The 24724-nt window shown below is 70.3% G+C and carries 26 protein-coding genes; 9 read left to right on the top strand and 17 right to left on the bottom strand.

What is annotated here, in order from left to right:
* The first annotated feature begins 8 nt into the window (after positions 1–8).
* A complete protein-coding gene (locus ADL29_RS38795; protein WP_053928175.1) occupies positions 9–1265 on the top strand; it encodes a cytochrome P450 in 1257 nt (418 codons plus the stop codon).
* Between the two features lie 60 nt (positions 1266–1325).
* Here the strand turns inward: ADL29_RS38795 and ADL29_RS38790 are convergent, their stop codons facing one another.
* Positions 1326–1511 carry a hypothetical protein gene (locus ADL29_RS38790; protein ID WP_046929676.1) on the bottom strand — a complete coding sequence of 62 codons (186 nt, stop codon included), beginning with the start codon at positions 1509–1511 and terminating at the stop codon, positions 1326–1328.
* A 36-nt stretch (positions 1512–1547) separates the two neighbouring features.
* Positions 1548–2309: a sulfite exporter TauE/SafE family protein gene (locus ADL29_RS38785; protein WP_053928174.1), complete on the bottom strand. Its 762-nt coding sequence runs from the start codon at positions 2307–2309 to the stop codon at positions 1548–1550.
* An 84-nt stretch (positions 2310–2393) separates the two neighbouring features.
* Here ADL29_RS38785 and ADL29_RS38780 point away from each other — a divergent pair, with 84 nt between their 5' ends.
* A complete protein-coding gene (locus tag ADL29_RS38780) occupies positions 2394–3314 on the top strand; it encodes a LysR family transcriptional regulator (protein ID WP_053928173.1) in 921 nt (306 codons plus the stop codon).
* Positions 3315–3327: 13 nt separating this feature from the next.
* A complete protein-coding gene (locus ADL29_RS38775) occupies positions 3328–3888 on the top strand; it encodes a GNAT family N-acetyltransferase (RefSeq protein WP_053928172.1) in 561 nt (186 codons plus the stop codon).
* A 67-nt stretch (positions 3889–3955) separates the two neighbouring features.
* Here the strand turns inward: ADL29_RS38775 and ADL29_RS38770 are convergent, their stop codons facing one another.
* From ADL29_RS38770 to ADL29_RS38740, 8 genes are all read right to left on the bottom strand, one after another.
* Entirely contained in the window at positions 3956–4501 is a 546-nt protein-coding gene (locus ADL29_RS38770) for a hypothetical protein (protein WP_157878687.1), read from the bottom strand.
* A 123-nt stretch (positions 4502–4624) separates the two neighbouring features.
* Positions 4625–6409: an ABC transporter ATP-binding protein gene (locus ADL29_RS38765; protein ID WP_169795299.1), complete on the bottom strand. Its 1785-nt coding sequence runs from the start codon at positions 6407–6409 to the stop codon at positions 4625–4627.
* A 59-nt stretch (positions 6410–6468) separates the two neighbouring features.
* Positions 6469–6903, bottom strand: a complete 435-nt coding sequence (locus ADL29_RS38760; protein WP_053928169.1) for a lasso peptide biosynthesis B2 protein — start codon at positions 6901–6903, stop codon at positions 6469–6471.
* Positions 6900–7154 (bottom strand): lasso peptide biosynthesis PqqD family chaperone, encoded by a 255-nt coding sequence (locus ADL29_RS38755; protein ID WP_053928168.1) that lies wholly within the window; start codon positions 7152–7154, stop codon positions 6900–6902. The genes ADL29_RS38760 and ADL29_RS38755 overlap by 4 nt, the downstream gene beginning before the upstream one ends.
* A gap of 43 nt (positions 7155–7197) precedes the next feature.
* Positions 7198–9048 (bottom strand): lasso peptide isopeptide bond-forming cyclase, encoded by a 1851-nt coding sequence (locus ADL29_RS38750; protein ID WP_053928167.1) that lies wholly within the window; start codon positions 9046–9048, stop codon positions 7198–7200.
* Positions 9049–9073: 25 nt separating this feature from the next.
* Positions 9074–9184, bottom strand: a complete 111-nt coding sequence (locus tag ADL29_RS43225; protein ID WP_107095192.1) for a keywimysin-related RiPP — start codon at positions 9182–9184, stop codon at positions 9074–9076.
* 363 nt (positions 9185–9547) lie between these two features.
* Positions 9548–10069: a hypothetical protein gene (locus ADL29_RS38745; RefSeq protein ID WP_053928166.1), complete on the bottom strand. Its 522-nt coding sequence runs from the start codon at positions 10067–10069 to the stop codon at positions 9548–9550.
* A gap of 54 nt (positions 10070–10123) precedes the next feature.
* Positions 10124–11509, bottom strand: a complete 1386-nt coding sequence (locus ADL29_RS38740) for a diacylglycerol/lipid kinase family protein (protein ID WP_053928376.1) — start codon at positions 11507–11509, stop codon at positions 10124–10126.
* Between the two features lie 149 nt (positions 11510–11658).
* Here ADL29_RS38740 and ADL29_RS38735 point away from each other — a divergent pair, with 149 nt between their 5' ends.
* Together ADL29_RS38735 and ADL29_RS38730 are read left to right on the top strand one after the other, a co-directional pair.
* Complete coding sequence (locus ADL29_RS38735; RefSeq protein ID WP_053928165.1) at positions 11659–13059, top strand: DUF2252 domain-containing protein; 1401 nt, start codon at positions 11659–11661, stop codon at positions 13057–13059.
* Between the two features lie 123 nt (positions 13060–13182).
* Positions 13183–13377, top strand: a complete 195-nt coding sequence (locus ADL29_RS38730; RefSeq protein WP_053928164.1) for a DUF1918 domain-containing protein — start codon at positions 13183–13185, stop codon at positions 13375–13377.
* A gap of 113 nt (positions 13378–13490) precedes the next feature.
* Here the strand turns inward: ADL29_RS38730 and ADL29_RS38725 are convergent, their stop codons facing one another.
* A complete protein-coding gene (locus ADL29_RS38725) occupies positions 13491–14129 on the bottom strand; it encodes a PadR family transcriptional regulator (RefSeq protein ID WP_053928163.1) in 639 nt (212 codons plus the stop codon).
* Positions 14130–14223: 94 nt separating this feature from the next.
* Here ADL29_RS38725 and ADL29_RS38720 point away from each other — a divergent pair, with 94 nt between their 5' ends.
* Both ADL29_RS38720 and ADL29_RS38715 read left to right on the top strand, forming a co-directional pair.
* Entirely contained in the window at positions 14224–15420 is a 1197-nt protein-coding gene (locus tag ADL29_RS38720; protein ID WP_053928162.1) for an FAD-dependent monooxygenase, read from the top strand.
* A 332-nt stretch (positions 15421–15752) separates the two neighbouring features.
* On the top strand, positions 15753–17636 hold the full coding sequence (locus ADL29_RS38715) for a DNA/RNA non-specific endonuclease (RefSeq protein WP_053928161.1): 1884 nt from the start codon (positions 15753–15755) through the stop codon (positions 17634–17636).
* A 99-nt stretch (positions 17637–17735) separates the two neighbouring features.
* Here the strand turns inward: ADL29_RS38715 and ADL29_RS38710 are convergent, their stop codons facing one another.
* Both ADL29_RS38710 and ADL29_RS38705 read right to left on the bottom strand, forming a co-directional pair.
* Positions 17736–18518 (bottom strand): hypothetical protein, encoded by a 783-nt coding sequence (locus ADL29_RS38710; RefSeq protein ID WP_053928160.1) that lies wholly within the window; start codon positions 18516–18518, stop codon positions 17736–17738.
* A 208-nt stretch (positions 18519–18726) separates the two neighbouring features.
* On the bottom strand, positions 18727–19803 hold the full coding sequence (locus tag ADL29_RS38705; RefSeq protein WP_342671194.1) for a hypothetical protein: 1077 nt from the start codon (positions 19801–19803) through the stop codon (positions 18727–18729).
* On the opposite strand from ADL29_RS38705, the gene ADL29_RS46420 reads away from it, so the two are divergent.
* A complete protein-coding gene (locus tag ADL29_RS46420) occupies positions 19784–20068 on the top strand; it encodes a hypothetical protein (RefSeq protein WP_169795294.1) in 285 nt (94 codons plus the stop codon). The genes ADL29_RS38705 and ADL29_RS46420 overlap by 20 nt on opposite strands.
* 495 nt (positions 20069–20563) lie before the next feature.
* On the opposite strand, the gene ADL29_RS38700 is transcribed toward ADL29_RS46420, so the two are convergent.
* The 3 genes from ADL29_RS38700 to ADL29_RS38690 form a co-directional block, all read right to left on the bottom strand.
* Positions 20564–20920, bottom strand: coding sequence for a sulfurtransferase TusA family protein (locus ADL29_RS38700; RefSeq protein ID WP_053928158.1), 357 nt, complete (start codon positions 20918–20920; stop codon positions 20564–20566).
* Entirely contained in the window at positions 20917–21792 is an 876-nt protein-coding gene (gene nadC, locus ADL29_RS38695; protein ID WP_053928157.1) for a carboxylating nicotinate-nucleotide diphosphorylase, read from the bottom strand. The genes ADL29_RS38700 and nadC overlap by 4 nt, the downstream gene beginning before the upstream one ends.
* Before the next feature lie 272 nt (positions 21793–22064).
* The gene (locus ADL29_RS38690; RefSeq protein WP_053928156.1) at positions 22065–22886 is read right to left on the bottom strand and encodes an SDR family oxidoreductase; all 822 of its coding nucleotides are present in this window, start codon (positions 22884–22886) and stop codon (positions 22065–22067) included.
* 63 nt (positions 22887–22949) lie between these two features.
* On the opposite strand from ADL29_RS38690, the gene ADL29_RS38685 reads away from it, so the two are divergent.
* A complete protein-coding gene (locus ADL29_RS38685) occupies positions 22950–23546 on the top strand; it encodes a TetR/AcrR family transcriptional regulator (RefSeq protein ID WP_483855171.1) in 597 nt (198 codons plus the stop codon).
* A 30-nt stretch (positions 23547–23576) separates the two neighbouring features.
* Here the strand turns inward: ADL29_RS38685 and ADL29_RS38680 are convergent, their stop codons facing one another.
* Positions 23577–24545: a hypothetical protein gene (locus tag ADL29_RS38680; RefSeq protein ID WP_157878686.1), complete on the bottom strand. Its 969-nt coding sequence runs from the start codon at positions 24543–24545 to the stop codon at positions 23577–23579.
* Between the last annotated feature and the right edge of the window lie 179 nt (positions 24546–24724).

The following is a 24724-nucleotide window of genomic DNA, read 5'->3' as shown; positions in this document are numbered from 1 at the left end:
TCAAGCCTGTGGAAGACCAGCCTCTCCGCGCGACTCCGGACGATCTGGCCAGCGTGAACCTGGCGGACCCGCAGACGTTCGCGGACTACGACCTGAGTGACTACTGGCGCACGCTACGGGCGACCCGGCCGCTCTACCGGCATCCGGCGGTCGGGGACAGCCCCGGCTTCTGGGTGCTCAGCCGGTACGCGGACATCGTCGCCCTCTACCGCGACAACACCACCTTCACCTCGGAGCGCGGCAATGTCCTGATCACACTGCTCGGCGACGGCGACTCGGCGGCCGGCCGGATGGTCCCGGTGACCGACGGACAGCGGCACAAGGAGTTGCGCAATGTGCTGTTGAAGGCGTTCTCCCCGCGCGTCCTGAGCCGGGTGGGCGAGCACGTCCGCCGCACCACCCGGACACTGCTGGCGGCGGCGATCGACCGCGGCGCAGGCGATTTCGCGCTGGATGTCGCGAGCAAGATCCCGATGGCCACGATCTGCGATCTGCTCGGCGTCCCGAGCCAGGACCGGGACTACCTGCTCAGCCTGACCAAGTCCGCGATCAGTTCGGACGACCAGGGGGAGTACGCCGAGGCGGCCGACGCCGCCCGTAACAACATCCTCCAGTACTTCCTCGGCATGGTCGAGGAGCGCCGTGCTGCGCCGCGCGACGACGTGGTCAGCGTGCTGGCCGGCAGCACGATCGACGGCGAGTTCCTCAGCGAGGACGAGATCGTGCTCAACTGCTACAGCCTGATCCTCGGCGGGGATGCGACCAGCCGCCTCGCGATGATCGACGCCGTCCACAGTTTCGCGGCCAACCCGGACCAGTGGGCGTCGTTCAAGCGGGGTGATGTGTCCGTCAAGTCGGCGACCGAAGAGGTGTTGCGCTGGGCCTCACCGACCATGCATTTCGGCCGCACCGCGCTGGAGGACGTGGAGATCCACGGCACCCGGATCCCGAAGGGTGATGTGGTGACGGTCTGGAACGTCTCGGCCAACCGTGACGAGCGCGTCTTCGCCGACCCCGACCGCTTCCTCGTCGACCGGTCGCCGAACAAGCACATCGCGTTCGGGCACGGCCCGCATTTCTGCATCGGCGCGTATCTGGCGAGGCTGGAGATCTCCGAGATGCTGCTCGCGCTGCGCGACTTCACCGCCGGGTTCGAGATCGTCGGGCCGGTCCAGCGGATCTATTCCAATCTCCTCACCGGGATCAGCAGCCTGCCGGTGCAGTTCGAACCGGCTTCGGCGGAGCTGGAGGAACTGGTGCTCTGAACCGCGGTCCACGATCCACGTGCGCGACGGGCACCGGCTCGAGCCACCTGAGGAAACACCTCAGGGAACGTCCTGCCGGTGCTCCGCCGCCGCGTCGACCGATGCGAGGAGGAGGCCGAGACCGGCGAGCACAAAAACAATCGTCAGAAGCGCTGTGCCCGTGATGCCGACGAGAACGGCGAGGACCAGGACACGCACGGCCAGTACCCGCAGCAGCCGCGCCAGGTCGGATGATGAGGCGTCCACGTTTCTCCCCTCGGTGTTACCGGCGCCCGCATGGGGTCAACTGCGCAGAAAATAGAGGACCGTGGTGATCGCGGCGGTGGTCAGCAGGGCGCCTCGCAGCAGCCACGCGGGGAGACGCCGGGCGAGATGGGCGCCGCCGAAGCCGCCTGCCGCCGCGCCGACCAGCATGGTGGCGAGGACGAGCGGGGAGCCTAGCGCGTCCGACGTGATCAGGAGCAGTACGGTCGCGCTCAGATAGATGGCCGCGAGCTGGGTGACCCGCATCGGGTTGCTGACCGCGGCGTCGAGGCCAAGGCCGACGCTCCACACCGCCAGCATCATGATGCCTACGGCACCGCCGAAGTATCCGCCGTAGATACCGAGGAAGAACTGGCCGATCAGGACGGCCCGTGCGCTCATGCCGACCGGGCGGCCCAGCGCGGTGCTCAGCGCACGCGAGAGGCGGCGCCCGAACGCGAGGAGCAGCGTGGCGAAGGCGAGCAGCCAGGGCACCGCGGCCTCGAACGACGCCGCCGGCAGCGCCAGCATGAGGCCGGCGCCGACTCCGCTCCCGGCCATGCTGATCGTGGTCAGCGCCGTCGTGGACGCGCCCCCGACCGGGGTCAGTTCGCGCCGGTAGACCGAGGCGCTGACCACGGCACCGGGTACCAGAGCGATGGTGGACGACGCGTTCGCCGTCACGGGGGGCAGGCCGACCGCGACCAGGGCGGGCAGCGCCACGAACTTTCCTCCGCCACCGACGGCGTTGAGCACTCCGGCGGCAGCACCGGCCAACAGGACAATCAATAACTCGGACACCTGCCGAGGATCGCCCCGTGGCCGACGGGTACACAATGCGTAATCGATGTACCCAGCCTCAGGCTGTGCCATAGGCTCATGAGGATGCGCTACGACTTAGATGATCTGCGGCTCTTCCTCGGCATCGTGGCGGAGGGGTCCATCACGGCGGGCGCGCGCCGGATGCATCTGAGCCTGCCGTCGGCCAGCGCCAGGGTGCGTTCGCTCGAGCACCACGCCGGGGTGGCACTGCTGATCCGCGGCCGACGGGGGGTGCAACCCACCCCGGCCGGGACGACACTGGCCCGGCACGCGCGCGAGGTTCTCGACCGGACGGCGCGGCTGGAGAGCGCCGTCGCGAGCTACACCCGGTCCCCGACCGCTCCGCTGACCCTGCTGGGCGGCGGTTCCGCGATGCATCGTCTCGTGCCGCAGGCCCTGGTCTCGTTCCTGCGGGCGCACCCGGACGCCGATGTCACGGTGTCCGAGAGCCGCACCCCGCAGACCGTGCGGATGCTCGCCGACGGGGAGGCGGACCTGGGGGTCGTTCTCGACGACGAGGCCCGCGGCTGCGGCCTGGAGATGGAACCCCTCGGCGACGACTCCCTCGTGGTGATCGGCCAGCCCGGCGGGATTCTCACCGGCCGCACCGCGGTGACCTACAGCGAGGTCGCCGAGCACCCTCTCGTCGGCCTCGACGCCGACTCCTCGCTGCGACGCTGGATCGAGAAGCACCTCGGTCCCCACGCTCCGGCCGTCCGGTACCGCACCAGCGTGGCCGGCCTCAACGTCCTCGTCGCCCTCGCGGCCGCCGGTGTCGGACTGGCCGTCGTACCGCGCCGCGCCATCGACCCCAGCCAACGACTCGACGTGTGTGAACTGCAGGACCCCTGGGCACGCCGCCATCATCTGCTGGCCTGGGGCGTCAAGGACCGCACCGCGTCGACGGCCACCGCGGCGCTTGCCGAACACCTGCGTCAAGCGGCGCTGTCGGAGAAATCCGCTGGCGCCGAGGAGCGACCCTGACGAGCATCCCGGTATGGATCCCTTCCTTGCGACCGCTCCCTTCCTCACGACCGCTCGCCTCGCCCTGCGTCCCTTCACGGACGCCGAGGCGGACTTCGACCTCGTCGTCGAGCTGGACAGCGACCCTGCGGTGATGCGGTACATCACCGGAGGCCGCCCGATGACACGGGCCGAGATCCGCGCCGAGTCCTTCGAGCGGATGGTGCGGGGCGGTTTCTGGCGGACCCATCTGCGGGAGACCGGCGAGTTCCTCGGCTGGCACTGCCTCCGCCCGCTCGCGGACGGCCCGGCGGGCACGGCCGACCTCGGCTACCGGCTGCGGACGGCCGCCTGGGGCAAGGGGTACGCGACGGAGGGCGCGCTCGCCCTGCTGGAGAAGGGGTTCGGTGAGCTGGGTTACGACCGGATCACCGCGAACACCATGGCGGTGAACGCGGGATCGCGCCACGTCATGGAGAAGTGCGGACTCGCGTACTCCCGCACCTACTTCGAGGACTGGCCCTACCCCGTCGAGGGGGACGAGCACGGAGATGTGGAGTATGTGCTGACCCGCGAGGAGTGGCTGTCCCGGTGAGAGAAGGCTCTTGGCAGGGCTGCCATGAGCGAGGCCCCGCCCCCAGGGGCGGGGCCGGGCAGCCGGCTCAGGGGTGCCAGATCTCCTTGATGCTGTTGATCTCGCCCTCGGAGTCCAGCGTGATGTCGTAGATGTTCCCGGAGCAGCTGTACGGAGCCTTCACGGCACTCTGGTTCGTCATGCAGTCACCGGCATGCATCCACAGCTGGCCGACGGGCACCGACTTCGTCTTGCCGGCCCCGGTGGCCAGCTCCGCCTTCACGTCTCCGGCGAAGAGGTAGTACTTGGCCTTGCCCTGGCCGTGGTAGATCCAGTCGTTGGGCGTGCAGACCGGCTTGGCGTCCTTGGCCGACAGCGAGCCCTTCGACGGGGGCACGGCGGGCTCGACCATCTTGTGCCCGGCCGGCAGCTTCGGCGGCGTTCCGCAGTCGCCGGAGCCGGCGGCGTCGTCCGAGGAGTCGTCGCTCGGCGTGGTCGGCTTCTTCGACGGCTGCGCGGAGGCCTTGGAGCCGCCGGCGTTGTCGTCGTAGGGGTCCTCCGGACCGCAGGAGGTCACCGCGCCGAGGGCGGCCACGAGTGCAAACGTGCTGATGAGACGTCGAGTTGGCTTCATGCCGAGATCCCCCGTTGAACGAAAAAATGACGTGATCATGTTCGATCGGGGAGAGTTCTACACCAGGAAGCCGCTCAAGAGCCAATCGCCTCGGGAGGGACCACCGCGTCACCCGGTCCGGGCTCAGCGCAGCCGCATCGCCCCACGTCCGTTCGTCCCCTGTGCCCGCGTCCGCAGCGCCTGCCCCGCCGCCAGTTCCCGGTAGGCGGCACTGGTCGTCAGGAGGTCCTCGTGGCAGCCCGAAGCGAGGGCACGGCCCGCCTCCAGCAGCACGATGTGGTCGGCGTTCTGGACCGTGGACAGGCGGTGGGCGATGACCAGGAGGGCGCAGTGCCGGGTGACGTCCTGGAGTACGCGGCCGAGTGCCGCTTCGTTGATGGCGTCCAGGTGGGAGGTGGGCTCGTCCAGGAGGAGGAGGGAGGGACGGGTGAGAAGGGCCCGGGCGAGGGCCACGCGTTGGCGTTCTCCTGCGGAGAGGGTGTTGCCCCGTTCGCCCACGGTGCCGGTCAGGCCGCCGGGCAGGCGGTCGACCACATCGGTGAGGTTGGCGAGCTCCACCACCTTGTGGACCTCGGCCGGGGTCGCCGTGGGCACCGCGTAGGTGAGGTTGTCCCAGAGCGTGCCGTGGACGACATGGGTGTTCTGGTCGACGACGGCGATGCGCGCCCGGCACTCCTGGCGGCCCAGCTCGGCCGCCGGGTGCCCGTCGAACCGGAGGGTGCCGGAGTCCGGCTCGTAGAAGCGCGCGATCAGGGCGAAGATCGTGCTCTTCCCGGCGCCCGACCTGCCGACCAGGGCGATCTGCTGACGGTGCGGCACGGTCAAGGAGACGCCTTGGAGGACGGGGCGGCCGGGGCGGTAGCCGAACCACACGTCGTCCAGGGCGAGGGCGGGCGCCGGCTCGGCCGGGTCCGGGGCCGTCCGTGGGGAGCAGCGGGCGGGCACGGCGGGCACCGGCCGCGCCGACGGCTTGGGTTCCGTGGGCTCCGCCTCCAGGGAGAGCGCCTCGTCGATGCGCTGGAAGGCTCCCATGCCCCGCTGGATCAGGCCCACCGCCCGGAACACCGACGACAGCGGCACCACCAGGTAGGTGGCGTAGAGCATGAAGGCGACCAGGTCACCGAGCGTATTGGCGTTCTCGTTCACCCGTAGGCCGCCGATGACCAGGACGAGCAGGAACGAGCCGTGCACGGCGAGTTCGACCGCGGGGTTCAGCACGGACGCCAGCCGTGCGGTGCGCACGCCCGCGCTGTACGCCGTGTCGATACACGTTCCGATGTGCTCGGCTTCCCGTTCCTCGGCCCGGTGGACCCGCACCATCGACAGGGCGCCGAGCGCCCGTTCCAGTTCGGAGGCGATCGACCCGATGGCCCCTTGCATATGCTCCGCGGCCGTACGCAGCCCGGTCAGCAGCGAGGCCACCGCCACGGCCGCCGCGACGACGGTCAGCGCCACCAGGAACAGCAGCAGCGGGTCGATCCACAGCATCAGGGCCACCGCTCCCACGGCGATGAGGGAGCCGGTCATCAGGTCCACCAGCGCCTGCGAGACGACCTCGCGCAGCAGGGAGGTGTCCGTGGTGACCCGGGAGATCAGATCGCCGGTGCGGTGCCGGTCGTACTCCCTCATCTCCAGGCGCAGCAACCGGCTGACCAGGCCGCTGCGCAGGCCGCGGACGACCCGCTCTCCCATGCGTTCCAGGACGAACCGGCCGACCGCGCCCGTCACCGCCTCGGCGACGAAGAGGGCCGCAAGGACCAGCAGCGGCACGGTGATGTGGCCGTGGGCGCTCGCGTCCACGATGGTCTTGGCGACCAGAGGCTGGGCCAGACCGAGGGCGGAGCCCCCCAGGGTGAGCACCGAGGCGACGGTCATGGACGAACGGTGTCGGGCGGTGAGCCGGAACATGGCGGCGATCGAGGCCCGCACCGAGGGGCCGTCCGCACGCACGGCCGTCGCCTCGTCGCTCACCGGGCCGCCCGCCGTACCGGAGGGACGGTCAGGAGACGGGTGAAGTAGTCGTCCGGTACCCCTTCGTCCACCAGCCGACCGTCGACCTCCACCCAGGCGTGTGCCGTGAACGGGGGCACCATGCGTGCTCCGGTGCACCAGGTCGGCCAGGTTCCCCGGAGCCGGCACAGCAGTGCGGCGCCCAGGGACCGCGGAAGACAGCCGCGGGGGCCCGCGCAGAAGAGGCTGACGGCGCAGATCGCGTCCCGCGCGGACTTGGCCTGTGCGGCGGAGGCGGGCGCCGCCCCATGGCGTACGGCCTCGAGCACCGCCCGGATCCGGCGCGGTGGCAGGAAGGACAGGGGGAAGGCGGCCAGGAGGACGAGCCGTGCGGCCAGCCGCAGGGTGAGCGGGACGCCCGTCGGTCGCGTCAGTGCGCTCGGTGTCGTCATACCGTCAGTCCCGAGGTCTGCAACAGGTCGATGAGCGCCGTGACGTCATGCGCGGCCTGGGCGCGGTCGATATCGAATGCGGCGATGACCGCGTCGACCGCGTCCGATTGTTCGCCCCCTTCGAGCAGTGTCCGGATGACCAGTGTGCCGGTGGGGTTGAGCTCCCAGTAGTCACCGTTGCGCTGGTCGAGCAGGACGGTGCCGTATTCCGTCTCCGCGGTCGTGATATCCGGGGCGAAACGCAGTGGCATTTACCGAGTCCTTTTCTGCCGTAAAGCGGAGAACCCTTTGACTTCAGCCGCTGGAAACCTCTTGCCTTTTACGCGAAAGGCTTCGCAGCCATACTTCGCAGGCGATCGTCGAATACAGCTGTCCTTCGTTCAGCCCGGGGGTGGACGGCCGTCGGGCCAGCTCCCTCAGCGCCCGGCCGTCCACCAGGCCGAGCCGGGCCAGGTGCGAGTCCTCCCACAACTCCATGAGATCGCCACGGCGTTCACGCAGTCCGTTGGAGGCGTCCATCGAGGCCTGCGCCTTGTTGGCGCGCTCCAGACAGACATCCGGCACGATGCCCCGCATGGCGGCGGTCAGCAGCGGCTTGTAGGCCCAGGGCGTGACCCGCTCGGCGGGATCGACCGCCAGACAGGCCTCGATCACCCGGTCGTCGAAGAACGGCGAGGCCATGGGCACGCCCACGCGGGCGGCCATCCGGTCCCACTGCCTCAGGATCCTCGTGCAGATACGGATCTGTTCGAGGTCGGTGTGCATGCCCCGGTCGGGGTGGAGCGGCACGGCGCTCTCGGCGGCGTCCCGCAGCGCCCGCCCGACGAGGTGCGACGCCTCGGGGGTGATCCAGTCGAACAGGCGCGGTGGTGACCCCCAGCCGAGGGTTCCGCTGACGGGCGGCGCCTCCGGTTCGCGCAGCCGGCGGCCGGCGTGCCCGAGCCACTGTCCGTACGACCGCGAGTCGGCCAGGGCGCGCGCGGTGGCCCCCAGCGGCCAGTGGAACAGGGTCCGGAAGCCGCGCAGGTGCCGGAGGGCGAGCAGCGGGCGGGTACGGATGAGGCGGTGGTAGTACGCCTCGGAGCACCAGGCGACGTGGTCGCCGCCGATGCCGGTGAGATGCAGCCGGCTGCCGCGCCGGCCCAGCTCCGGCAGGTGGTGCAGCACACGTGACCGGTCCATGACGCCGATGGTGGGCTCGTCGATGAGGTCGTCGATCGCCAGCAGGTCGTCGTACACCAGCGGGGATTCGTCGGCGTCCCAGATCAGGTGCTCGACCTCCGGGAGGAAGCGAGCGGCCTTTTCGGCCCAGTAGAGGTCGGAGTCGGCGGGGTCGCGGCCGGGCCAGGTGCTGGCCACCACATGGGCCGGTGACCGCGCGGCCAGGAAGCAGACCGAGGTGGAGTCCAGACCGCCGGACAGATCGCAGCTGACCGTGCCGCCCGCGCTCGTACGGGCGTCGACGGCGTCCGACAGCGCCTCCCGCACCAGGGGCGCGTTCCCGGCCAGGGAGCGCACCGGGTCGGGCGGGGTCCACCAGCGCGAGTGCCGGGCTGTCCGCCCGTCGGGTGCGACGATCAGCGCGTCCTCGGGGGACACGGCCGTCACGCCGCGCCAGAGCGAGGTTTCCGACAGCGGGTGGGGCACCGGCCACAACAGCCGTAGGGCCAGCCGTTCTTCGTCCGGTTCGGCGCCGATCGCGGCGGCGAGCGCATCGGCACTGGTGGCGGCCACCTGCACACCGTCGACCACCGAGTGGAAGACGAGACGGAGGCCGGACGCGGTCCCCTGGACGCGCACTCGTCCGTCGAGCGCGGCGACGAGGTGGAAGCTGCCGGGGAGCCTCCGGGCCAGTGCGTCGAGTTCGGTGAGGTCCCGCAACCGGTGTGCGTGCCCCTTGAGTTCGTCCGCGCCGACCGGGCAGCAGCCCACCACGGCGATGGCGGCCCGTCCGGCCTGCGCGCTGACGATTTCCTGGTCGCTCCACCGGCCGACCAGCCACGGCCGGCCAGAGGGATGTGCCAGGGTCCTGGCTCCTGGACGGAGGAAGGAGCGGGCCGCGGCGAGCGCTTCCGCGCAGTCCGGAAAGACCGCGAAGTGTGCGTCACCGGGGCCCACTCCCCCCGTCTCATGCGACGTAGGCATATGTCGATTCCGTGAGTCGACTGCCTCAGTTCTTGCTGAAGATCACACGGTCGTTGCCGTGCTTCGACAGGAGCCCGGTCCGCTGACGGAACGTGCCGAGCCGGACGAGGGTCGGGGCTTCGTATGCCTTCTTCATGACGTCTCCTCAGTGTTGGTGTACTACCTGTCACCCTGGCTGAACCGAGAATTCGACGTGCACTGATCCCGGCGCAATCACGAACGGAATAGTCATCCGTCACGTGCCAGGTGGTTGGACGCATAGAAATACTAGCCATGTACCGGTGATACATGACAAGCCCGCTCAGGAAATAAAGAGAAGGCTGCCGGTATTCGATATCCGGTCGGTGTGCGGCTGATGCCGGGAGTGGCAGATGTTTCGCGTGGGTGAGTGACACTCTCAAATTGAGGCGCCGAAACGCGGCACTGCATACGAGGGGTGAATTTGAGTTCGATGTCATTCCGTCGCGGTCCGGAACGGTGTCGTCCGGCGGGGACCGCATCAGTGCTGAAGCGCGACCTTGAAGACCACGATGACCAGCCCGAGAAGAAGGTTGGCCGTACCGGCGACCAGGATCAGACGACGTGCGGCACCGGCCCGTACGGCGGCCAGCGTCGCCCAGCCGACCTGCCCGGCCAGCGCGACGGTGAGCGCCAGCCATGCCGTGCCCTGGACATCCAGTCCGAACAGTGAACCGATCGCCACGGCAACGGCCGGCGGGACGGCCGCCTCGAGGATCGGCCGCTCCTCGGCGCACACACGGCGAACCTCCTGCCGGCTCATGGCCCGCTGCACCATCCTGGCCCCGAAGAGCCGGGAGAAGACGTGCGCGGCCCAGAACACCACGGCGGTACCGAGCAGCAGCACCACCAGTTCCAACCTCGGGTACGAGCCGAGCGTTCCGGCGCCGACCACCACGGAGGCGGCGAGCAGCGAGCCGTATACCGCGCCGCTGTAGTCGACTGGAGCGGCACCGGTCGGCGGCCGAGTCTGCGAGTCCTGCGCATGGCCCCGGTGTGGCACACCCCCAGGGTCGCCGAGCGGGCCGCGCTTCGCACGGTCACCGCGCGGCGCCGGTCAGCCGGTGGTACGCCCCGCCGCCGTCCGTCCCACCGTCACGGCCAGCCTGCGCACTCTGCGCCAGTCCATCGGCGGCTTGCCGCGCGGCACGCCGGGACGGTGGCGGGGCAGCCGTACCCGCAAGGCGCCCGGTTCGATCCAGCAGCGTACGGGGGCGGGCACGGAGAGCGCCTCACCGTCGACACCGACCGGGATGGCGGGCACGTCGGCGTCGACGACCACCTCCCGGGCGGCGGTCGAGGTCAGTTCGGGACCGTGACTGCCGCGCAGCATCGCGGCCGCCTGGACCGCGTTGTCGACCTTGACGCCGAGCACTCCCAGGACACCGGAGTCCAGCCGGTCCCGGCGCCCCAGGCCGGCGGGATCGCCCATCCGGTAGGGGTTGTTGCTCACCAGGACGGCCTGGGGCCCCTCGACGGTCATGGCATCGGCCCGCACCGTCAGGCGCGGTCCGCTGTGATGGGTCAGCAGGTCCGGCAGCATCTGGAGGGTCGTACGGGCCTTGTCGTCGCGGTACGCCGGGCTCTGCACCACGGTCGCGTACGCACCGAAGGAGGCGTTGTTGACGAAGACCCGCCCCCGGCCTTCCGGCGTGGGCACCCCCACGTCGATGAAGCCCAGGTCGACGCGGAGCTCGACGCCGTCGGTGAGCGCCTGCAGGCAGGCCGAGGGATCCGCACGGTCGAGGCCGAGGTCCATGGCGAAATGGTTGCGGGTCCCGGCGGAGATGACGACGAACGGAACGCCGCGCTGTGCCGCCACGCCCGCGACCAGGGCCTGTGTACCGTCGCCGCCCGCGACACCGAGCAGATCGGCGCCGTCGTCGACGGCCCGCCGCGCCAGCTCGGCCACGTCCTGGGGATGCTCGGGGTCCAGCACGACGACCTCGGCGCCGAGCGCCCTGGCCCGGCCCGCCAACCGGAACCTCCCGACCTTCCCGCCGCCCGAGCGCGGGTTCATGATGAGGAACGGGCGCCCCGGAGGAGCGGCCGGGCGTTCCGGTGTGCGCGCCGGGCCGGTGTCGTGTGCCAGTGCCGTTCTGCCCGTGGAGACGGCGAGCGTCCACAGGGCGACGGAGACGAGCACCACCCACAGCAGCCCGGCGAGGGCGTAGAGGACCAGGACGGCGACCGGCGCGGCCGCCGCCAGCAGGAGAGCGAGCACCCTGATCGCCCCAGTGTGCGCGAGCACCCACCACAGACCGGCCGCCGTGGCAGCCAGCCCGGCCAGCCCCACGCCCACCAGCGCGATGCTCCGCAGCCCGGCGAACACCAGCAGGACCAGCACGGCCGCCGTTCCCGCTGCCAGTGCCAGGCGGGCCGCCCAGCGTCTGTCCACGCGATCGCACCTCCCGCCGATGCCGCCACAGCCCCCGTCTTCCATTCCACGGGCGCCGCCCGCGAAGCGCATCACCAGAGCGGGCGACCGGCCCCCGGACCGCTGCATGGCGATCAACGGCCGGGCACCCGACGATGGAAATGCCGCCTCCTCGGCACTGCCCGGTTCAGGCCGGGGCGGGCAAGGAGGCACCCATGACTGCGACGCAACCGGCCCCCCACGCCACCCCGGCCGAGCGAGCCGCCCGCGGCAGGGCCGCCCGCTCCCGAGTACCGCGTTCCGGCCACGCCCGGTTCGTACCGGATGCCGAGCGGCCGGATCCCCTCGGCATCCTCGAGAGCCAGTCCGCCACGCGCGTACCGGAGCTGGTGCCCATCCGCTACGGCCGGATGCTGGAGTCGCCGTTCCGCTTCTACCGCGGCGCCGCGGCGCTCATGGCCGCCGACCTCGGCCGGGCACCCCATACCGGCCTCACGGCGCAGCTCTGCGGCGACGCCCACCTGCTGAACTTCCGGCTGCTGGCCTCCCCGGAACGGCGCCTGGTCTTCGACATCAACGACTTCGACGAGACCCTGCCGGGCCCGTTCGAATGGGACGTCAAGCGGCTCGCCGCCAGCCTCGCCCTCGCCGGCCGCGCCAACGACTTCACCGACGGGCAGCGCGGCGCCGTCGTACAGGCGGCCGTCCAGGCATACCGGGAGCGGATGCGCCGCTTCTCCACCATGCGCACCCTCGACATCTGGTATGCCCGCGACGAGGCCGAGGACTTCGCGCGCCAGGAACAGCTGAGCAAGACCATCCGGGAGCGGGCCGACCGGGCCATGGCCAAGGCACGCACCCGGGACCATCTGCAGGCGTTCGCCAAGCTCACCCGCGTCGTCGACGGTGAGCGCCGGATCGCCCCCGACCCGCCACTGATCACCCCCCTCGGCGACCTGCTCCCCGGTGCCGAACGCGCCGACCTGGAGCGCACACTGCGGCTGCTGCTGGAGGGGTACGCAGCGAGTCTCTCCTCGGAGCGGCGCCATCTGCTCGGCCGCTACCGGGTGGTCGACATGGCGCGCAAGGTGGTGGGCGTCGGCAGCGTGGGCACCCGCTGCTGGATCATCCTGCTGCTCGGCCGGGACGACGAGGATCCGCTGCTCCTCCAGGCCAAGGAGGCCGGGGAATCCGTACTCGCCCCGTACGTGGGCCCCAGCGGCTACGACAACGAGGGCCGGCGGGTCGTCGCCGGGCAGCGGCTGATGCAGACCGTCGGAGACATCTTCCTCGGCTGGGAGCACGTCACCGGCATCGACGACCGGGAACGCGACTTCTACGTCCGGCAGTTGCACGACTGGAAGGGCATCGCCCAGCCCGACACCATGGACCCGGACATGCTGCGGCTCTTCGCCCGCCTGTGCGGCGCTTGTCTGGCCAGGGCCCATGCCCGCTCCGGCGACGCGATCGCCATCTCCGCATACCTGGGCACCGGGGATGCCTTCGACAAGGCCCTGGCCGAGTTCGCCGAGGCCTACGCCGACCAGAACCAGCGTGACTACGACAGCCTCGCCGAGGCCGCGCGCACCGGCCGGATCACCGCGGTGACCGACTGATCCGGGGACGGGGGACGGCGTCGTGGTGTCGCCATTCGGGCGACACCGTACATACCTCCCGTCGGCCGGGGTACGTCCGCGATGTTCGGCAAGAGGCCAGCGCGGCCTACAAGGAGGAACAGCATGCAGGCGAGTGTCGGGGACCGGCTCCTGGTGCACGGGCGAATCGTCGGTCAGCACGACCGTTCGGCAGAGATCATCGAGGTACTCGGGGCCGACGGCGGGCCTCCTTATCGCGTCCGCTTCGAGAACGGCCACGAAACGCTGATGAGTCCCGGCCCGGACACGGTGGTTCGGCCCTTCTCCACCGGGGACTAGCCGACTGGGCCCCGGCGGGTCAGAGCCGGCCGAGTCGACCACTCCCCGGGGCCGACAGATTCCTCCACCGCACCCCCTGGCCGTACGGCGGACGAGGCGAGGCCGGCTTGCCCCTACTCGCCCCCCGGAGCCGATTCAGGTGCCTCCTGTGCCTCCTGTGCCTCCTGGAATGCTGCGAGCATCTCCGGGGACCAGGTCAGGCTGCCGTCCCGAAGGTCGCCGATCACCCCCTGGAGCCAGCGCGTCTCGGCGCCGAGGACGGCCATCAGGTATTCGTTCTCGATCAGCGTGATGCGCGGCAGTCCGAGCTCGTCGTCGGCGGCCTGGCGTGCCAGCTCGGCGCGTTGGGCGGTGAGCCGCGCGGCCCGCCGTTCCAGGATCGGCAGCACCTCCGCCGGGCTGAGCAGGAGCATGTTGGACAGCGCCGCCGGGAAGACGGGGAACTCCGCCTTGGGGACCGCCAGCATCTGCTCCAGCCACTCCCGGGTCACCGCCCGGCCCTCATCGGTCACCTCGTAGACGGTTCGCTCGGGGTACTGCTGGTCGCGCTCGGTCTGCCGGACGGCGATCAGCCCGCCGGCCTGCAGTCGTTCGATGGTGCGGTAGAGCCCCGTCCGCTGGCCGACGTTGACGACGTGCTCCTTGCCCCACTGCTTGAGCAGCTGCTGGATGCCGTACGGGTGCAGCGGCCGGTAGTGCAGCAGCGCGAGCACGGTCAGGCCGAGCGGCGAGCTTTTCACGGGGGCGGTCATGCCGAACATCGTAGAGGGCAAGATAACTAGTTGCATTGAGACTAGTGTTTCTGCAACTATCCCTCCGGTGTGCAAACGAACCGTAGGAGGGGCTATGAGCGACAACGGAAGCAACGGCGCCGGTGTGCGGACGGCATTGGTCGTCGGGGGCGGTGTGGCGGGTCCGGTGGCGGCGCTCGCACTGCGCAAGGCGGGCATCACGGCGACGGTCTACGAGGCGTATCCCACCGCGGCGGACGGTGTGGGGGCCTGGCTGGGCCTGGCGCCGAACGGCCTGGCGGGCCTGGCGGTGGTCGGCGCCGATGCGGCGGTGAGGGCCGTCGGGCAGCCGGTGCCCGGCATGGTGATGGCGGACGGCGCCGGGAATCGCCTCGCCGGCTTCGGCGGTTTCCCCGAACTGCCCGCCACGCTGGCGATGCCGCGCGACCGGCTGTTCCGGGCGCTGACCGACCACGCGGTCGCCGAGGGCGTCCGGTTCGTCTACGACAAGCGGCTGGTCGCCGCTGAGGAGACGGCCGATGGCGTCACCGCCCACTTCGCCGACGGGACCTCCGCGACCGGCGACATCCTGATAGGCGCCGACGGCATCCGCTCGACCGTCCGCACCGTGATCGACCCGCAGGCGCCCGCCCCCGAGTACGGCGGCGTACTGAGTTTCGGCGGCTACGCGGCGGCGGACAGCGGGTTCGACGTCGAGCCCGGCGCCATGTATTTCGCTTTCGGTCGCGCCTTCATGGGCTACTGGCGCGGCCCGGACAGGCTGATCTGGTTCGCCGGACTTCCGGCGGACACCCCGCCGAGCCCGGCCGACGTGGCGCAGACGCCCGCGACCGAGTGGCTGGCCAGGCTGCGCGAGCTGTACGCCGGCCATGTCCCGGGCGAGCAACTGCTGCGGCGCACGAGCCCCGACGACCTGATGGTGGTCGGCCGGATGGAGCGTATGCCGTCCGTACCGCACTGGCACCGCGGCCGGATGGTGCTGCTGGGCGACGCGGTGCACGCTCCCTCCTCCAGCTCCGGCCAAGGGGCCTCGCTGGCCATCGAGAGCGCGGTCGAACTGGCCCGCTGCCTTCGCGATCTGCCCACACCCGGCGAGGCGTTCGCCGCGTACGAGCGCCTGCGCCGTCCGCGGGTGGAGGCGATCGGCCGCAATGCCGCGGCCGTCAACAGGGTCAAGGCCGGCAAGAGCGAGCACGCGCCCGCGTTCCCCGCCCCGGAGGAGATGCTCCGCCCGCTCCACTTCCACCGGGTCGAGTGGGAGGAGAAGGTGACGGTCGACGTTTCGGCGTGACGGGTACGCCGCCGCCTTCGTGACGCTGAGCAGCCGGCCCTCGACGGTCACAGCGAGTGCGCGCCCGCGGCCGGCGGTCCGCGGGATCGCAGGGATTCGAGGGCCGGGGCACCCTTTCTGCGCCACCGGAGCAGGTCACCGGAGCAGGTCACCGGGCCAGGCAACCGCACCGCACCGGCTCGCCGCGCTGGCGCAGTACCCCCGCCGTACGCTGGAAGTGCACGACGGAGCGGGAGGCCCAGGCCGTTTGCTTCGCTTTCAGCTACCGCTGGGCTCATATCACTTCGGCACGGCTTCCCACGCCGGAACCCCATGCGTGAAGGGAGCCATCGATGGCTGCCAAGAAGCGTGCGTCCGCCCAGCGCAAGCCCTCCACCGCGGCCGGGGGCGACGACAAGCTGATCAGCGACCTCAAGCAGTTCATCCGGACCCAGGGATCGGGTTATCTCAGCGACCCGAACGTGTCCTCCATCGGTATCGGGTACAAGGAGAAGAACGGGGCACCGAGCAAGGAACTGGCCCTTCAGTTCACGGTCGACAAGAAGGTCCGGCCGGAGGAGATGGATGGCCTGGAGACCGTCGAGATTCCCGCGTTCATCGACATAGGCGGCGGCGTCGAGGTGCCGACCGATGTCATTCCGCGCAGCTACAAGCCGCACTTCCTCCTGGTGGACGAGCCCGAGACGCCGGAGCGGCAGAAGCGGGTCAACCCGGTCCGTCCCGGTGTGAGTGTCGGCAACGTCAAGGTGTCCGCCGGCACCCTCGGCTGCATCGTCTTCGACAGAAACGACGGCGCCCCCTGCCTGCTGAGCAACTGGCACGTGCTGAACGGCCGGAAGGGCGAACTCGGTGACAAGGTCGTGCAGCCCGGGAAGGCCGACGACAGCCGTATCGAGCAGAACCGTCTCGGCACGCTCAGACGCGCCCACCTCGGCACGGTCGGCGACTGCGCCGTATCGACCATCACGGACCGTGACTTCGCCATGGACATCCTCGACCTCGGTGTCGCGCCGGCGATGCTGGGCGAGCCGCAGATCGGCGACAAGGTCGTCAAGAGCGGGCGCACCACCGGCGTCACGCACGGGGTGGTGCACCGGCCCTTCGTCAAGGTGAGCATCAACTACGGCACGGATATCGGCATACGCGAGATCGAATGCTTCGAGATAGGCCCCGACCCCAAGCATCCGGCGGACAACGACGAGATCAGCCTGCCCGGCGACTCCGGATCCGTCTGGATGTTCACGACCGGCACCGGCAAGCCCAGGGACGTCATGGCCGGTCTGCACTTCGGCGGCGAGGGGGACGCGGACCCCGAGGACCGGGCCCTGGCCTGCTTCCCCCAGGCGGTCTTCGACGAACTGAAGATCACCCTCGCGCAGCCGGACCCCGAATCGATGGAGGCCGTGAGCGGGTACGACCCGGGCTTCCTCGCGGTACCGATAGCCACCCCGAAGCTCACCCCGTCGATAAAGGACGACGCCGTCCAGCTCAACGGGTCCGAGGTGATCCCCTACACGCACTTCTCGCTGGCCCTGAGCGCTTCGCGGCGGTTCGCCTTCTGGGTGGCCTGGAACATCGACGGCGGCACGCTCAAGAAACTCGGTCGGAAGGGGCTCGATTTCGTCAAGGACAAGCGCCTCCCGGCCGGCGCCCAGGTCAGCAACGAGCTGTACAAGGGCCCGAAGAACCGGCTAGACCGGGGCCACATCGCGCGCCGCGCCGATCTGATCTGGGGCACGCTGCCCGAGGCGAAGAAGGCCAACAAGGACTCGTTCTTCTACACCAACATCACGCCGCAGATGGACGACTTCAACCAGAGCGCGCGCAACGGCATCTGGGGACGGCTCGAGGACGCGGTCTTCGAGGATGTCGACGTCGACGACCTCAAGATCAACGTGTTCGGCGGGCCGATCTTCCACGAGGACGACCGCCTCTTCCGGGGCGTCAGGCTCCCGCGCGAGTTCTGGAAGGTGCTCGTCTTCTCCGAGGGCGGCACGCTCAAGTGCAAGGCGTTCCTGCTGACGCAGAACATCGACGTGGCCGAACTGCTCGACCTGAACGAGTTCCGCGTGTTCCAGGTCAAGCTGTCCGAGATCCAGACGCGGACCCATCTGCGCTTCCCCGCCGCCATGACCAAGGCGGACACGTTCGTCGTGCCGGAGACCCTGGAAGAGCGGTCTCCGCTGGAGTTCCAGTCCGACATCGACTGGAGCTAGTGCCAGGGCCTGTCGGGGTGCGCACTGACGGAACCGCCCGGCGCCCCGACGTCCGGGGACGTTGGGGCGCGTGGGGAACGGGAACCCGGCGCGGCCTCGTCAGCGCTCAAGGCCGCGGGCGAGGGCGGTCAGCACGGCCTGGGTCTTGGACTCACCGGACTGCGGCGGTTCGACGTTGCGGTTTCGCAGCGCCCGTCCGAGCTGTTTCTGGGTCTCGGCCGCGTCGGCCGTGCTCACCCGCACCGAGACCTCGAGGAAGCGCAGGTCCTTGGTGGTCCACTCCTCGATGGCCACGGGAAGGGCCAGCGCGTCCCAGTCCTGCTTCCACTTGACGGCGTGGACGGGGCCGAGCGCCCGCAGATCCGAGAGGTCGCCCTTCTTCAACCCGACGGCGTCCTTCAGGAGATCGCGGTGCGGCTTGGCGAGGAGGTGGTCCAGCGCTCCGTGCTCGGGGCCGAGCGCCGACTCGACGAGTTCTGCCTTGACCTTCCGGTCGGCCTGCAGCGAGGCGGACAGCACCGGCGTGAAGGCGGGGCCGGTCCGGTCCTCCTCGATCGTGAACTCCCAGTCCTCCTCCTCGTTCTTGAGGTTCTCCTGCCAGTCGGACGGCAGTGGGGGGCACGGCCGCAGCTTGACGGTCATCTCCGCTTCGCGCTTGGACCCGCGATCCTCGTCGTCCAGACGCAGGCGGAGGATGACCCCGCGGTCGAGGAGGGGCAGGGAGACCCCGTCGCCGCCCTTCTTCGGGCTGTCCCAGAAGTGGATGGTGCGGCTGCGGCCCTCGCCGCCTTCGAGCTCGAGCGCACGGGCCGCGTTCCGGGCCTCGTCCCCGGCAAAGCTGATCTTGATTTCCGCGGCGGTGGCCGTGGGAGTCTTTGTCATGGTGCCGTTATTGCACGACGTACCGCGCCGTGCATGCCGCATCACCGCCCCGGCCGAAGGGGGCATCGGCCATTCGCCTTAGAGCCGGACACCCGCCACCGCAACGCAAGGAGCGCTTCAGTCGGTGAAAGCCACCGACTGAAGCGCTCGGTCAAAGAAGGATCAAGTCGTAGACGTGATCAGCGAGTTGGATACCGGGCAGGCGATTTCAGTGCCGGGTTCCCGTGGGGGCGCGGCTCACCGTTCCCTTGCCGCTGCCCAGCTTCCACTCGCGGTGCAGCGTGCCCAGGGGGATCCGGCGGTCGAACACGGGTGTGCCGAAGATGTCCAGGTGTGCACGGAGCGCACCTGAGAGGTCGACGCCGCCGAATGCCGCCCAGCTGCCGGTGGCCGAGGCACTGCCGTCCGTGGCGGCGGAGGCGCTGCCGGCGCCTTCGACGCGCAGGTAGGGGGCGACGTCGGCGGTCACGCCGACACTGCCGTAGAGGCCGAGGCTGGCTTCGGCACCGATGGCGGCCTTGACGTTGCCGGCGGCGGCCGCGGTGGCCCGCACCGGCGTGCTGTGCATGGCGGCCTTGGCGACCGGGGACCAGCCCTTGGCGTGCTGGTAGGTGCCGCCGACGGCGAAGTTGCCCTTGAGGTCCTGCTTGACGTCGACGCTGGCCTTGCCGTCGGCGTCGACCTGGAGATAGCAGGTGAGGTCGAGGTTGACCACGACCGGCACCGGCCCGACCTGGATGACGGGGTCGGCGTGCAGCTTGGCGAAGGGCAAGCGCAGCGGCTTGGCCTCGGTGGAGACGGCCGCCCGGCCCTTGAGCTCCCACTGGGAGGACCAGTTGCCGGACAGGGTCAGCGAGGCGCCGCCCACGCCGCCGCTCCTGCCGCCCTCGTAGGAGAAGTCGACCTCGGGGGCGAGCTGGACGTAGCCGGTGGCCGACGCCTCGGCGGAGGCGGGTCCGCCGGGGGGTGTGGGCAGCGAGGCGCCGACGTCCAGACGCAGGCGGCCGAGGGGCAGCTGAGCACCCTTGGGGCCGAAGTGGAGGCCCCCGGTCCTGGCCCAGGAGACCTTGACCTTGGGGGCGATGGGCTCGACCTTGACGGAGGCCGGATCGACGGGCACCGTGCCGTGCGCCGTGGAGCCGCCGAGCAGTGCGTCGAGGGTGGCCGGGGCGGTCTTGACCTCGGTGCCTCGGTCGGTCTTGGCGACGACCTGGGTGACCTTGGCGAGGACGCCCTGGGGCGCGCCCGGCGCGGGGGCGCTGGCGATGACGTCGCCGACGGCCACGTCCGACTGGGGCGACGGCGCGCCCTTGGACGGGTCGGCGGACACCGTTGCGGACGACGATGAGGACGGGGATGAGGACGCCGATGCGGACGGCGTTGCGGAGGCCGATGCAGACGGCGATGCGGAGGACGATGCGGAGGACGTTGCGGAGGGTGTGGCGGACGGGCTGCCGGACGACGGCGGCTTCGACGGGACACCCGGTGTGCTCGGCGAAGGCCGCACCGCCGGGGCGGTGATGACGGCCCGTCCGCTGTTCCGGTCGTAGGACGCGACCTTGAGTGCGGACTTCTCGGCAAGCCGTCCCTTGTGGCCGCCGCCCGGCCGTGCCACGGCACTCGGGGTACCGCCGCTCTTACCGTTGTCGGTGCCCCGGACGGTCAGCTTCGGCGACGCCGTGGAGTCGGCGGCGACCGCCGCTTCCTTGCCGTTGTCGGGCGCGCCGGACTCCGTTGCCGAGCACCCTGCGACAAGCAGGGACGACACGGCGGTGATGGCCAGTAAAGGAGCAATCCTGAGGGATCTGCGCAAGGTTGGTCCTGGAGAGGTGAGGTGGGGGTAGGCCGGGGCGACCGAGAGAGTCGGTGCCCCGGCGGGTTTCATTACCGCCAGGTAATGATGCGCAAGATCGTGTCATGGACATCAGGAACTAAGAGCCGATTCATCCGTCGTAAGCGGATGATCTGGATCACATACGCTCAGGGCAGGACCGGGCCGGCTCCTGGCAGCCATACCTCGATCCGCACCCCAGGGGAACGAGCCATCACGTGTCTGTGTCAGCGCTCGAGGGGACTGAGTGCCACGGCGCATCGGGACGCGTGGGACGTGCCTCGGCGGAGAGCCTGAGTGCGTAAACGCCCCGGTCCTTGTCGTCAACGCTCCTGTCCCCGTCGTCCAGGACCGGGCCGAGATAGTGATGACCGGTCATATGGCACCAGGCGGGCAGGTCGAGCGGAGCGGCCGGATCGGTCGCGATGACATGGACGACGGTGCCCGGCCCGGCGTGGGCGATCGCGGCCCGGAGCCGCAAGAGCAGCGCAACGCAGAGCAGTCCGGTGCCGTCGAGGGTGATATCCGCTGCCGGCGCGGGGCCGGACTCGGCGGGAGAGCGGTCGGTCACGCGCGGGCCGTCCCGGTCAGCAGCATGCTCAGGTCCAGCCCCGGGGCGCTGTGTGTCAGGGCCCCTACGGAGACCATGTCCACTCCGGCCTCGGCGATCGGCCGCAGCCGCTCTGGAGTGATTCCTCCGGAGGCTTCCAGTACGACGCCGTGACCAGCGGCGATCTCCTCCCGGGCGTGGACGACCTGCCTGATGTCGGCCACCGTCATATCGTCCAGCATGATCCACGGCACCCGCGCATGCAGTGCTTCCACCGCTTCTGCCACGGTCTCCACCTCGACATCGATGAGCAGGTCGCGGCCCTCGGCGGCCATTCCGGCGCGCACCGCCTCGATCGCCGGGGTGATGCCGCCGGACGCTGCGATGTGGTTCTCCTTGAGCAGCACCATGGCCGACAGATCGAGCCGGTGGCTGCTGCCGCCCCCGGCGGCAACCGCGTACTTGTCCAGGGCGCGCAGCCCGGGTGCCGTCTTGCGGGTGTCGAGAACTTTGACGCCCAGGTCGGAGACCATGTCCACATACTGCTTCGTCAAAGTGGCTATCCCGCACAGGCGTTGCAGGAAGTTCAGCGCGGTGCGTTCCCCGGTGATCAGACTGCGCGCGTTGCCGGTGAGGCGGAGCAGTGCCTGGCCGGGTTGGACGAGCGTCCCTTCCGTTACCAGTGCGTCCACCACAACTTCGGGGTCGAGCTGGCGGAACACCTCGGAAACGACCGGCAGTCCGCCGATCACTCCCGGCTGCTTGGCGGTGATCTCAGCCTGTGATTGCAGCCCCGCGGGCACACTCCAGCGGGTGGTGACGTCGTCGTGGGATCCGTCCTCCGCAAGGGCGAGCGTGACGGCGTTGCGTGCCGCTAAGGCAGGGAAATCCATTGCTTTCTCGTTTCTGTGCGGCTGGGTGAAAGTCGGTCTTCGCGACGGGGCGAGAGGTGTGCGGGATACCCGTGTGTGCGCCGGCCGGCCCTTGGTGGTGCGCAGGGCTGTACGTGCCCGCGGTGGCCGGCTACGGCTTCAACACGGCGAGTTGGGCGCACGCAGGCCAAGCTACCGCGGCAGTGCTGCGCCGGATGAGGCGGTGCGACGAAGATCGCACCACTCTGTCCCCTTCAAGGGCTGCTTGGCAGGGTGTCTGCGAGGGACCGAGCTCAGCGGAAGGCGGCGGCGTTGCGCGCGGCCCACTCGTCGAAGGAGTGCGGGGCGCGCCCCAGGATCCGCTCGGCATCGGGGCTGACGCGCTGCTCGTCCGGCGTGGGCTCGCCCAGGATCGCCAACGTGCCCTCGACGACCGGCAGCGGCATGAACTGCGCCATCTGCGCCTGGGCCGCCTCGCGGGTCTGCTCCACGAAGTGGACCGGCTCGCCGAGCGCCTTGGCGAGTGCCGCGGCACGTGCGCGCGGGGTGACTGGCGCAGGTCCGGTCAGGGTGTAGGTCGCGCCGTCATGCCCGTCCTCGCGCAGGACGGCGGCACCGACGGCGGCGACGTCGTCCGGGTCGACGAAGGGCAGGCCGACATCGCCGAAGGGTGCGGCGGCGGTGCGGCGGAGGCGAACCGGTTCGGCCCAGGCGAAGGCGTTGGATGCCAGCCCGCCGGAGCGCAGGACCGTCCACTCCAGTCCCGATGCCCGCACCGCCGCCTCGAACCGGCCGGCGTGCTCGTATGTCTGGGGCCGGGTCCCGGCGCCCTGGCTGGACAGCAGGACGAGCCTGCGGACGCCCGCAGCCTTGGCCGCCCCCGCGATGCCCTGCGGATCCTCGCCGGCCACCAGGAGGAACACCGCCTTGGCGCCCTCCAGGGCGGGACGCAGGCTCCCGACGTCGCCCAGATCGGCGGCGACCACGCGTACGCCCGGAGGGACGTCGGCCTCGGTGATGCGGCGGGCCACGGCGGTGACCTGTTCGCCCGTCGCGGCCAGCAGCTGTACCAGGGTCCGGCCGACGTTGCCGGTAGCGCCCGTTACGACGATCATGATGTGCCCCCACCAGTTAGTTAGTTGGCTGACTAAGATGGAAGCTAGCACACCTCGCGGCTTATGGTGAGTCGGGTGACCAACTCACAGAGTGCGAGAGCGAAGAATGCCGGAGCCAAGCGGCAGCGTCTGATGGCCGCCGCCGCGCAGGTGGTGCACCAGCAGGGCGTCGAACGCACCACCATCGCCGACATCGCGCGCGCAGCCGATGTCCAGGTGGGCAACGTCTACTACTACTTCAAGACCAAGGACGAGCTGGTCGCGGCGGCGCTCGCGGAACACGCCCGCCAACTGGAGGCCATCACAGGCAAGCTGGACCGGCTGCCGGACCCGCGCGAGCGCCTCAAGAGCCTGGTCCAGGGCTGGGTGGGGCAGCGCGACCTCGCGGCACGCTACGGCTGCCCCACCGGGACGCTCGCCGCCGAGCTGGACAAGCGCCCGGAGGGCGGGCTGGACGCGGAAGCGGGCAACGTCATCCGCCTGCTGCTGGAGTGGGCGGAACGCCAGTTCCGCGAGATGGGCCTGCCCGACCCCGACGGGCTCGCGCTGACTCTGGTGGGTGCGTACCAGGGGATGTCGCTGCTGGCCAACGCGCTGCGGGACCCGGAGATCATGGTTCGGGAAGGAGACCGTCTGACTGCCTGGCTGGACACCCTCTGAACGTCGTCGCCGGCGCCTTACGTCTGCGGCTCAGCTGCCGCCCGTATCTCCCGTGGCCACCACGCGCTGGATCCGGCCGACGGCCATGCTGGTGAGCTGCTGGAGCTGGGCCTCGTAATCCGGCTCGTCGTCCACTGTCCCGTACCGCAGCCAGACGACCACGCTCCCCGCGCGGACGACGGCGTTGGCGTGCGTGTTGTTCTCCTCGGACTTGTAGTACGTGAGGGCGGTGCTTTCCTCGCCCATGCGGGGCAGGGGGATCCTCGTCGTCCTGCTGTAGCCGTACTGTTCGCGGACGAGCTCCCGGAAGCCGGCGGAGGCCTGGCGGGGTGACGTGCACGCGTAGACCGAGAACTCGGCGTGGACGTTTGTGGCCGGGTTGCGGTATTCGGCTCGTCCGCTGTGGCACGCACCGGCGCGTTCGGCCTTGGACACCCCGGGGCCGCCGGCGGATCTCCAGCCCCGCGGCATGCTGTCGAGGGTGGGCAGGGTCTTCAGGGTCTCCGCCGCCGACAGGGCCCTGGTGCTGCTGCGCTGCGACGGGGTGGGCTGCGGGCTCGGGGTGTCGTCGGACGTGATGATCTGCACTCCGCCGTACAGGCCGAGCGCAAGGACGACCAGCAGCAGGATGGCCGCCAGGAGCAGGGAGACCCGGTTTCCGGGCGTGTTGTTGACGGTCAGCGGGCCGAGCGAAATGGTGTTGTGCGACATCCGGCTGCCGCTGATCACCATGCTGTCGATGATGTGCGTCGAGGGCGCGGACAGATGGACCGCGAGCTGTCGCCGTAACTCGGGGTCCGTCTCGAGCTCTTCGCGCAGCACGGCCTCCGCCTCCGACTGCGCGGCCGGGCCGTTCCTGTCGGCATCGAGCCGCTCGAGCGCCGCGCGGCCCCGCTCCGTCCCGCCGAGCCGAGCGCGCACGAGGTCGCTGACGGCCGTCCCGGCTCCTTCCCCGAAGCGGGTTGCCGCGCCCGTGGCCACCGCCGTGAGAACCTCCACCGCTTTGGCCGAAAGCTCCGCCGCCTCCACGTTGCCCCCCGGTGATGGAGAAAGATGAGGAGTCCATCATCGGGCAACGGGCGGACCAAGGCAGCCTGCTTCGCAGTATTGGCCTTCGGAGCACCCAACGGCTGCGGCAGAGTCATGCGACCGGCACACAGGCAGTCACATCACCATCG

Source organism: Streptomyces chattanoogensis (assembly GCF_001294335.1).
Classification (GTDB): domain Bacteria; phylum Actinomycetota; class Actinomycetes; order Streptomycetales; family Streptomycetaceae; genus Streptomyces; species Streptomyces chattanoogensis.
Note: the sequence above shows the minus strand (reverse complement) of the source record. Positions and strands in the feature narration are given on the sequence as shown.

Bases quoted from the DNA above. Each gene is read 5' to 3' on its own strand.
- ADL29_RS46420 (WP_169795294.1), top strand. From the start codon at position 19,784: ATGACGTCGCCGACGGCCACGTCCGACTGGGGCGACGGCGCGCCCTTG.
- ADL29_RS38735 (WP_053928165.1), top strand. From the start codon at position 11,659: ATGACTGCGACGCAACCGGCCCCCCACGCCACCCCGGCCGAGCGAGCC.
- ADL29_RS38715 (WP_053928161.1), top strand. From the start codon at position 15,753: ATGGCTGCCAAGAAGCGTGCGTCCGCCCAGCGCAAGCCCTCCACCGCG.
- ADL29_RS38725 (WP_053928163.1), bottom strand. From the start codon at position 14,129: ATGACCGCCCCCGTGAAAAGCTCGCCGCTCGGCCTGACCGTGCTCGCG.
- ADL29_RS43225 (WP_107095192.1), bottom strand. From the start codon at position 9,184: ATGAAGAAGGCATACGAAGCCCCGACCCTCGTCCGGCTCGGCACGTTC.
- nadC (WP_053928157.1), bottom strand. From the start codon at position 21,792: ATGGATTTCCCTGCCTTAGCGGCACGCAACGCCGTCACGCTCGCCCTT.
- ADL29_RS38770 (WP_157878687.1), bottom strand. From the start codon at position 4,501: ATGAAGCCAACTCGACGTCTCATCAGCACGTTTGCACTCGTGGCCGCC.
- ADL29_RS38710 (WP_053928160.1), bottom strand. From the start codon at position 18,518: ATGACAAAGACTCCCACGGCCACCGCCGCGGAAATCAAGATCAGCTTT.
- ADL29_RS38775 (WP_053928172.1), top strand. From the start codon at position 3,328: ATGGATCCCTTCCTTGCGACCGCTCCCTTCCTCACGACCGCTCGCCTC.
- ADL29_RS38760 (WP_053928169.1), bottom strand. From the start codon at position 6,903: ATGACGACACCGAGCGCACTGACGCGACCGACGGGCGTCCCGCTCACC.
- ADL29_RS38780 (WP_053928173.1), top strand. From the start codon at position 2,394: ATGCGCTACGACTTAGATGATCTGCGGCTCTTCCTCGGCATCGTGGCG.
- ADL29_RS38685 (WP_483855171.1), top strand. From the start codon at position 22,950: ATGGTGAGTCGGGTGACCAACTCACAGAGTGCGAGAGCGAAGAATGCC.
- ADL29_RS38765 (WP_169795299.1), bottom strand. From the start codon at position 6,409: ATGTTCCGGCTCACCGCCCGACACCGTTCGTCCATGACCGTCGCCTCG.
- ADL29_RS38690 (WP_053928156.1), bottom strand. From the start codon at position 22,886: ATGATCGTCGTAACGGGCGCTACCGGCAACGTCGGCCGGACCCTGGTA.
- ADL29_RS38750 (WP_053928167.1), bottom strand. From the start codon at position 9,048: ATGCCTACGTCGCATGAGACGGGGGGAGTGGGCCCCGGTGACGCACAC.
- ADL29_RS38755 (WP_053928168.1), bottom strand. From the start codon at position 7,154: ATGCCACTGCGTTTCGCCCCGGATATCACGACCGCGGAGACGGAATAC.
- ADL29_RS38730 (WP_053928164.1), top strand. From the start codon at position 13,183: ATGCAGGCGAGTGTCGGGGACCGGCTCCTGGTGCACGGGCGAATCGTC.
- ADL29_RS38720 (WP_053928162.1), top strand. From the start codon at position 14,224: ATGAGCGACAACGGAAGCAACGGCGCCGGTGTGCGGACGGCATTGGTC.
- ADL29_RS38740 (WP_053928376.1), bottom strand. From the start codon at position 11,509: ATGGAAGACGGGGGCTGTGGCGGCATCGGCGGGAGGTGCGATCGCGTG.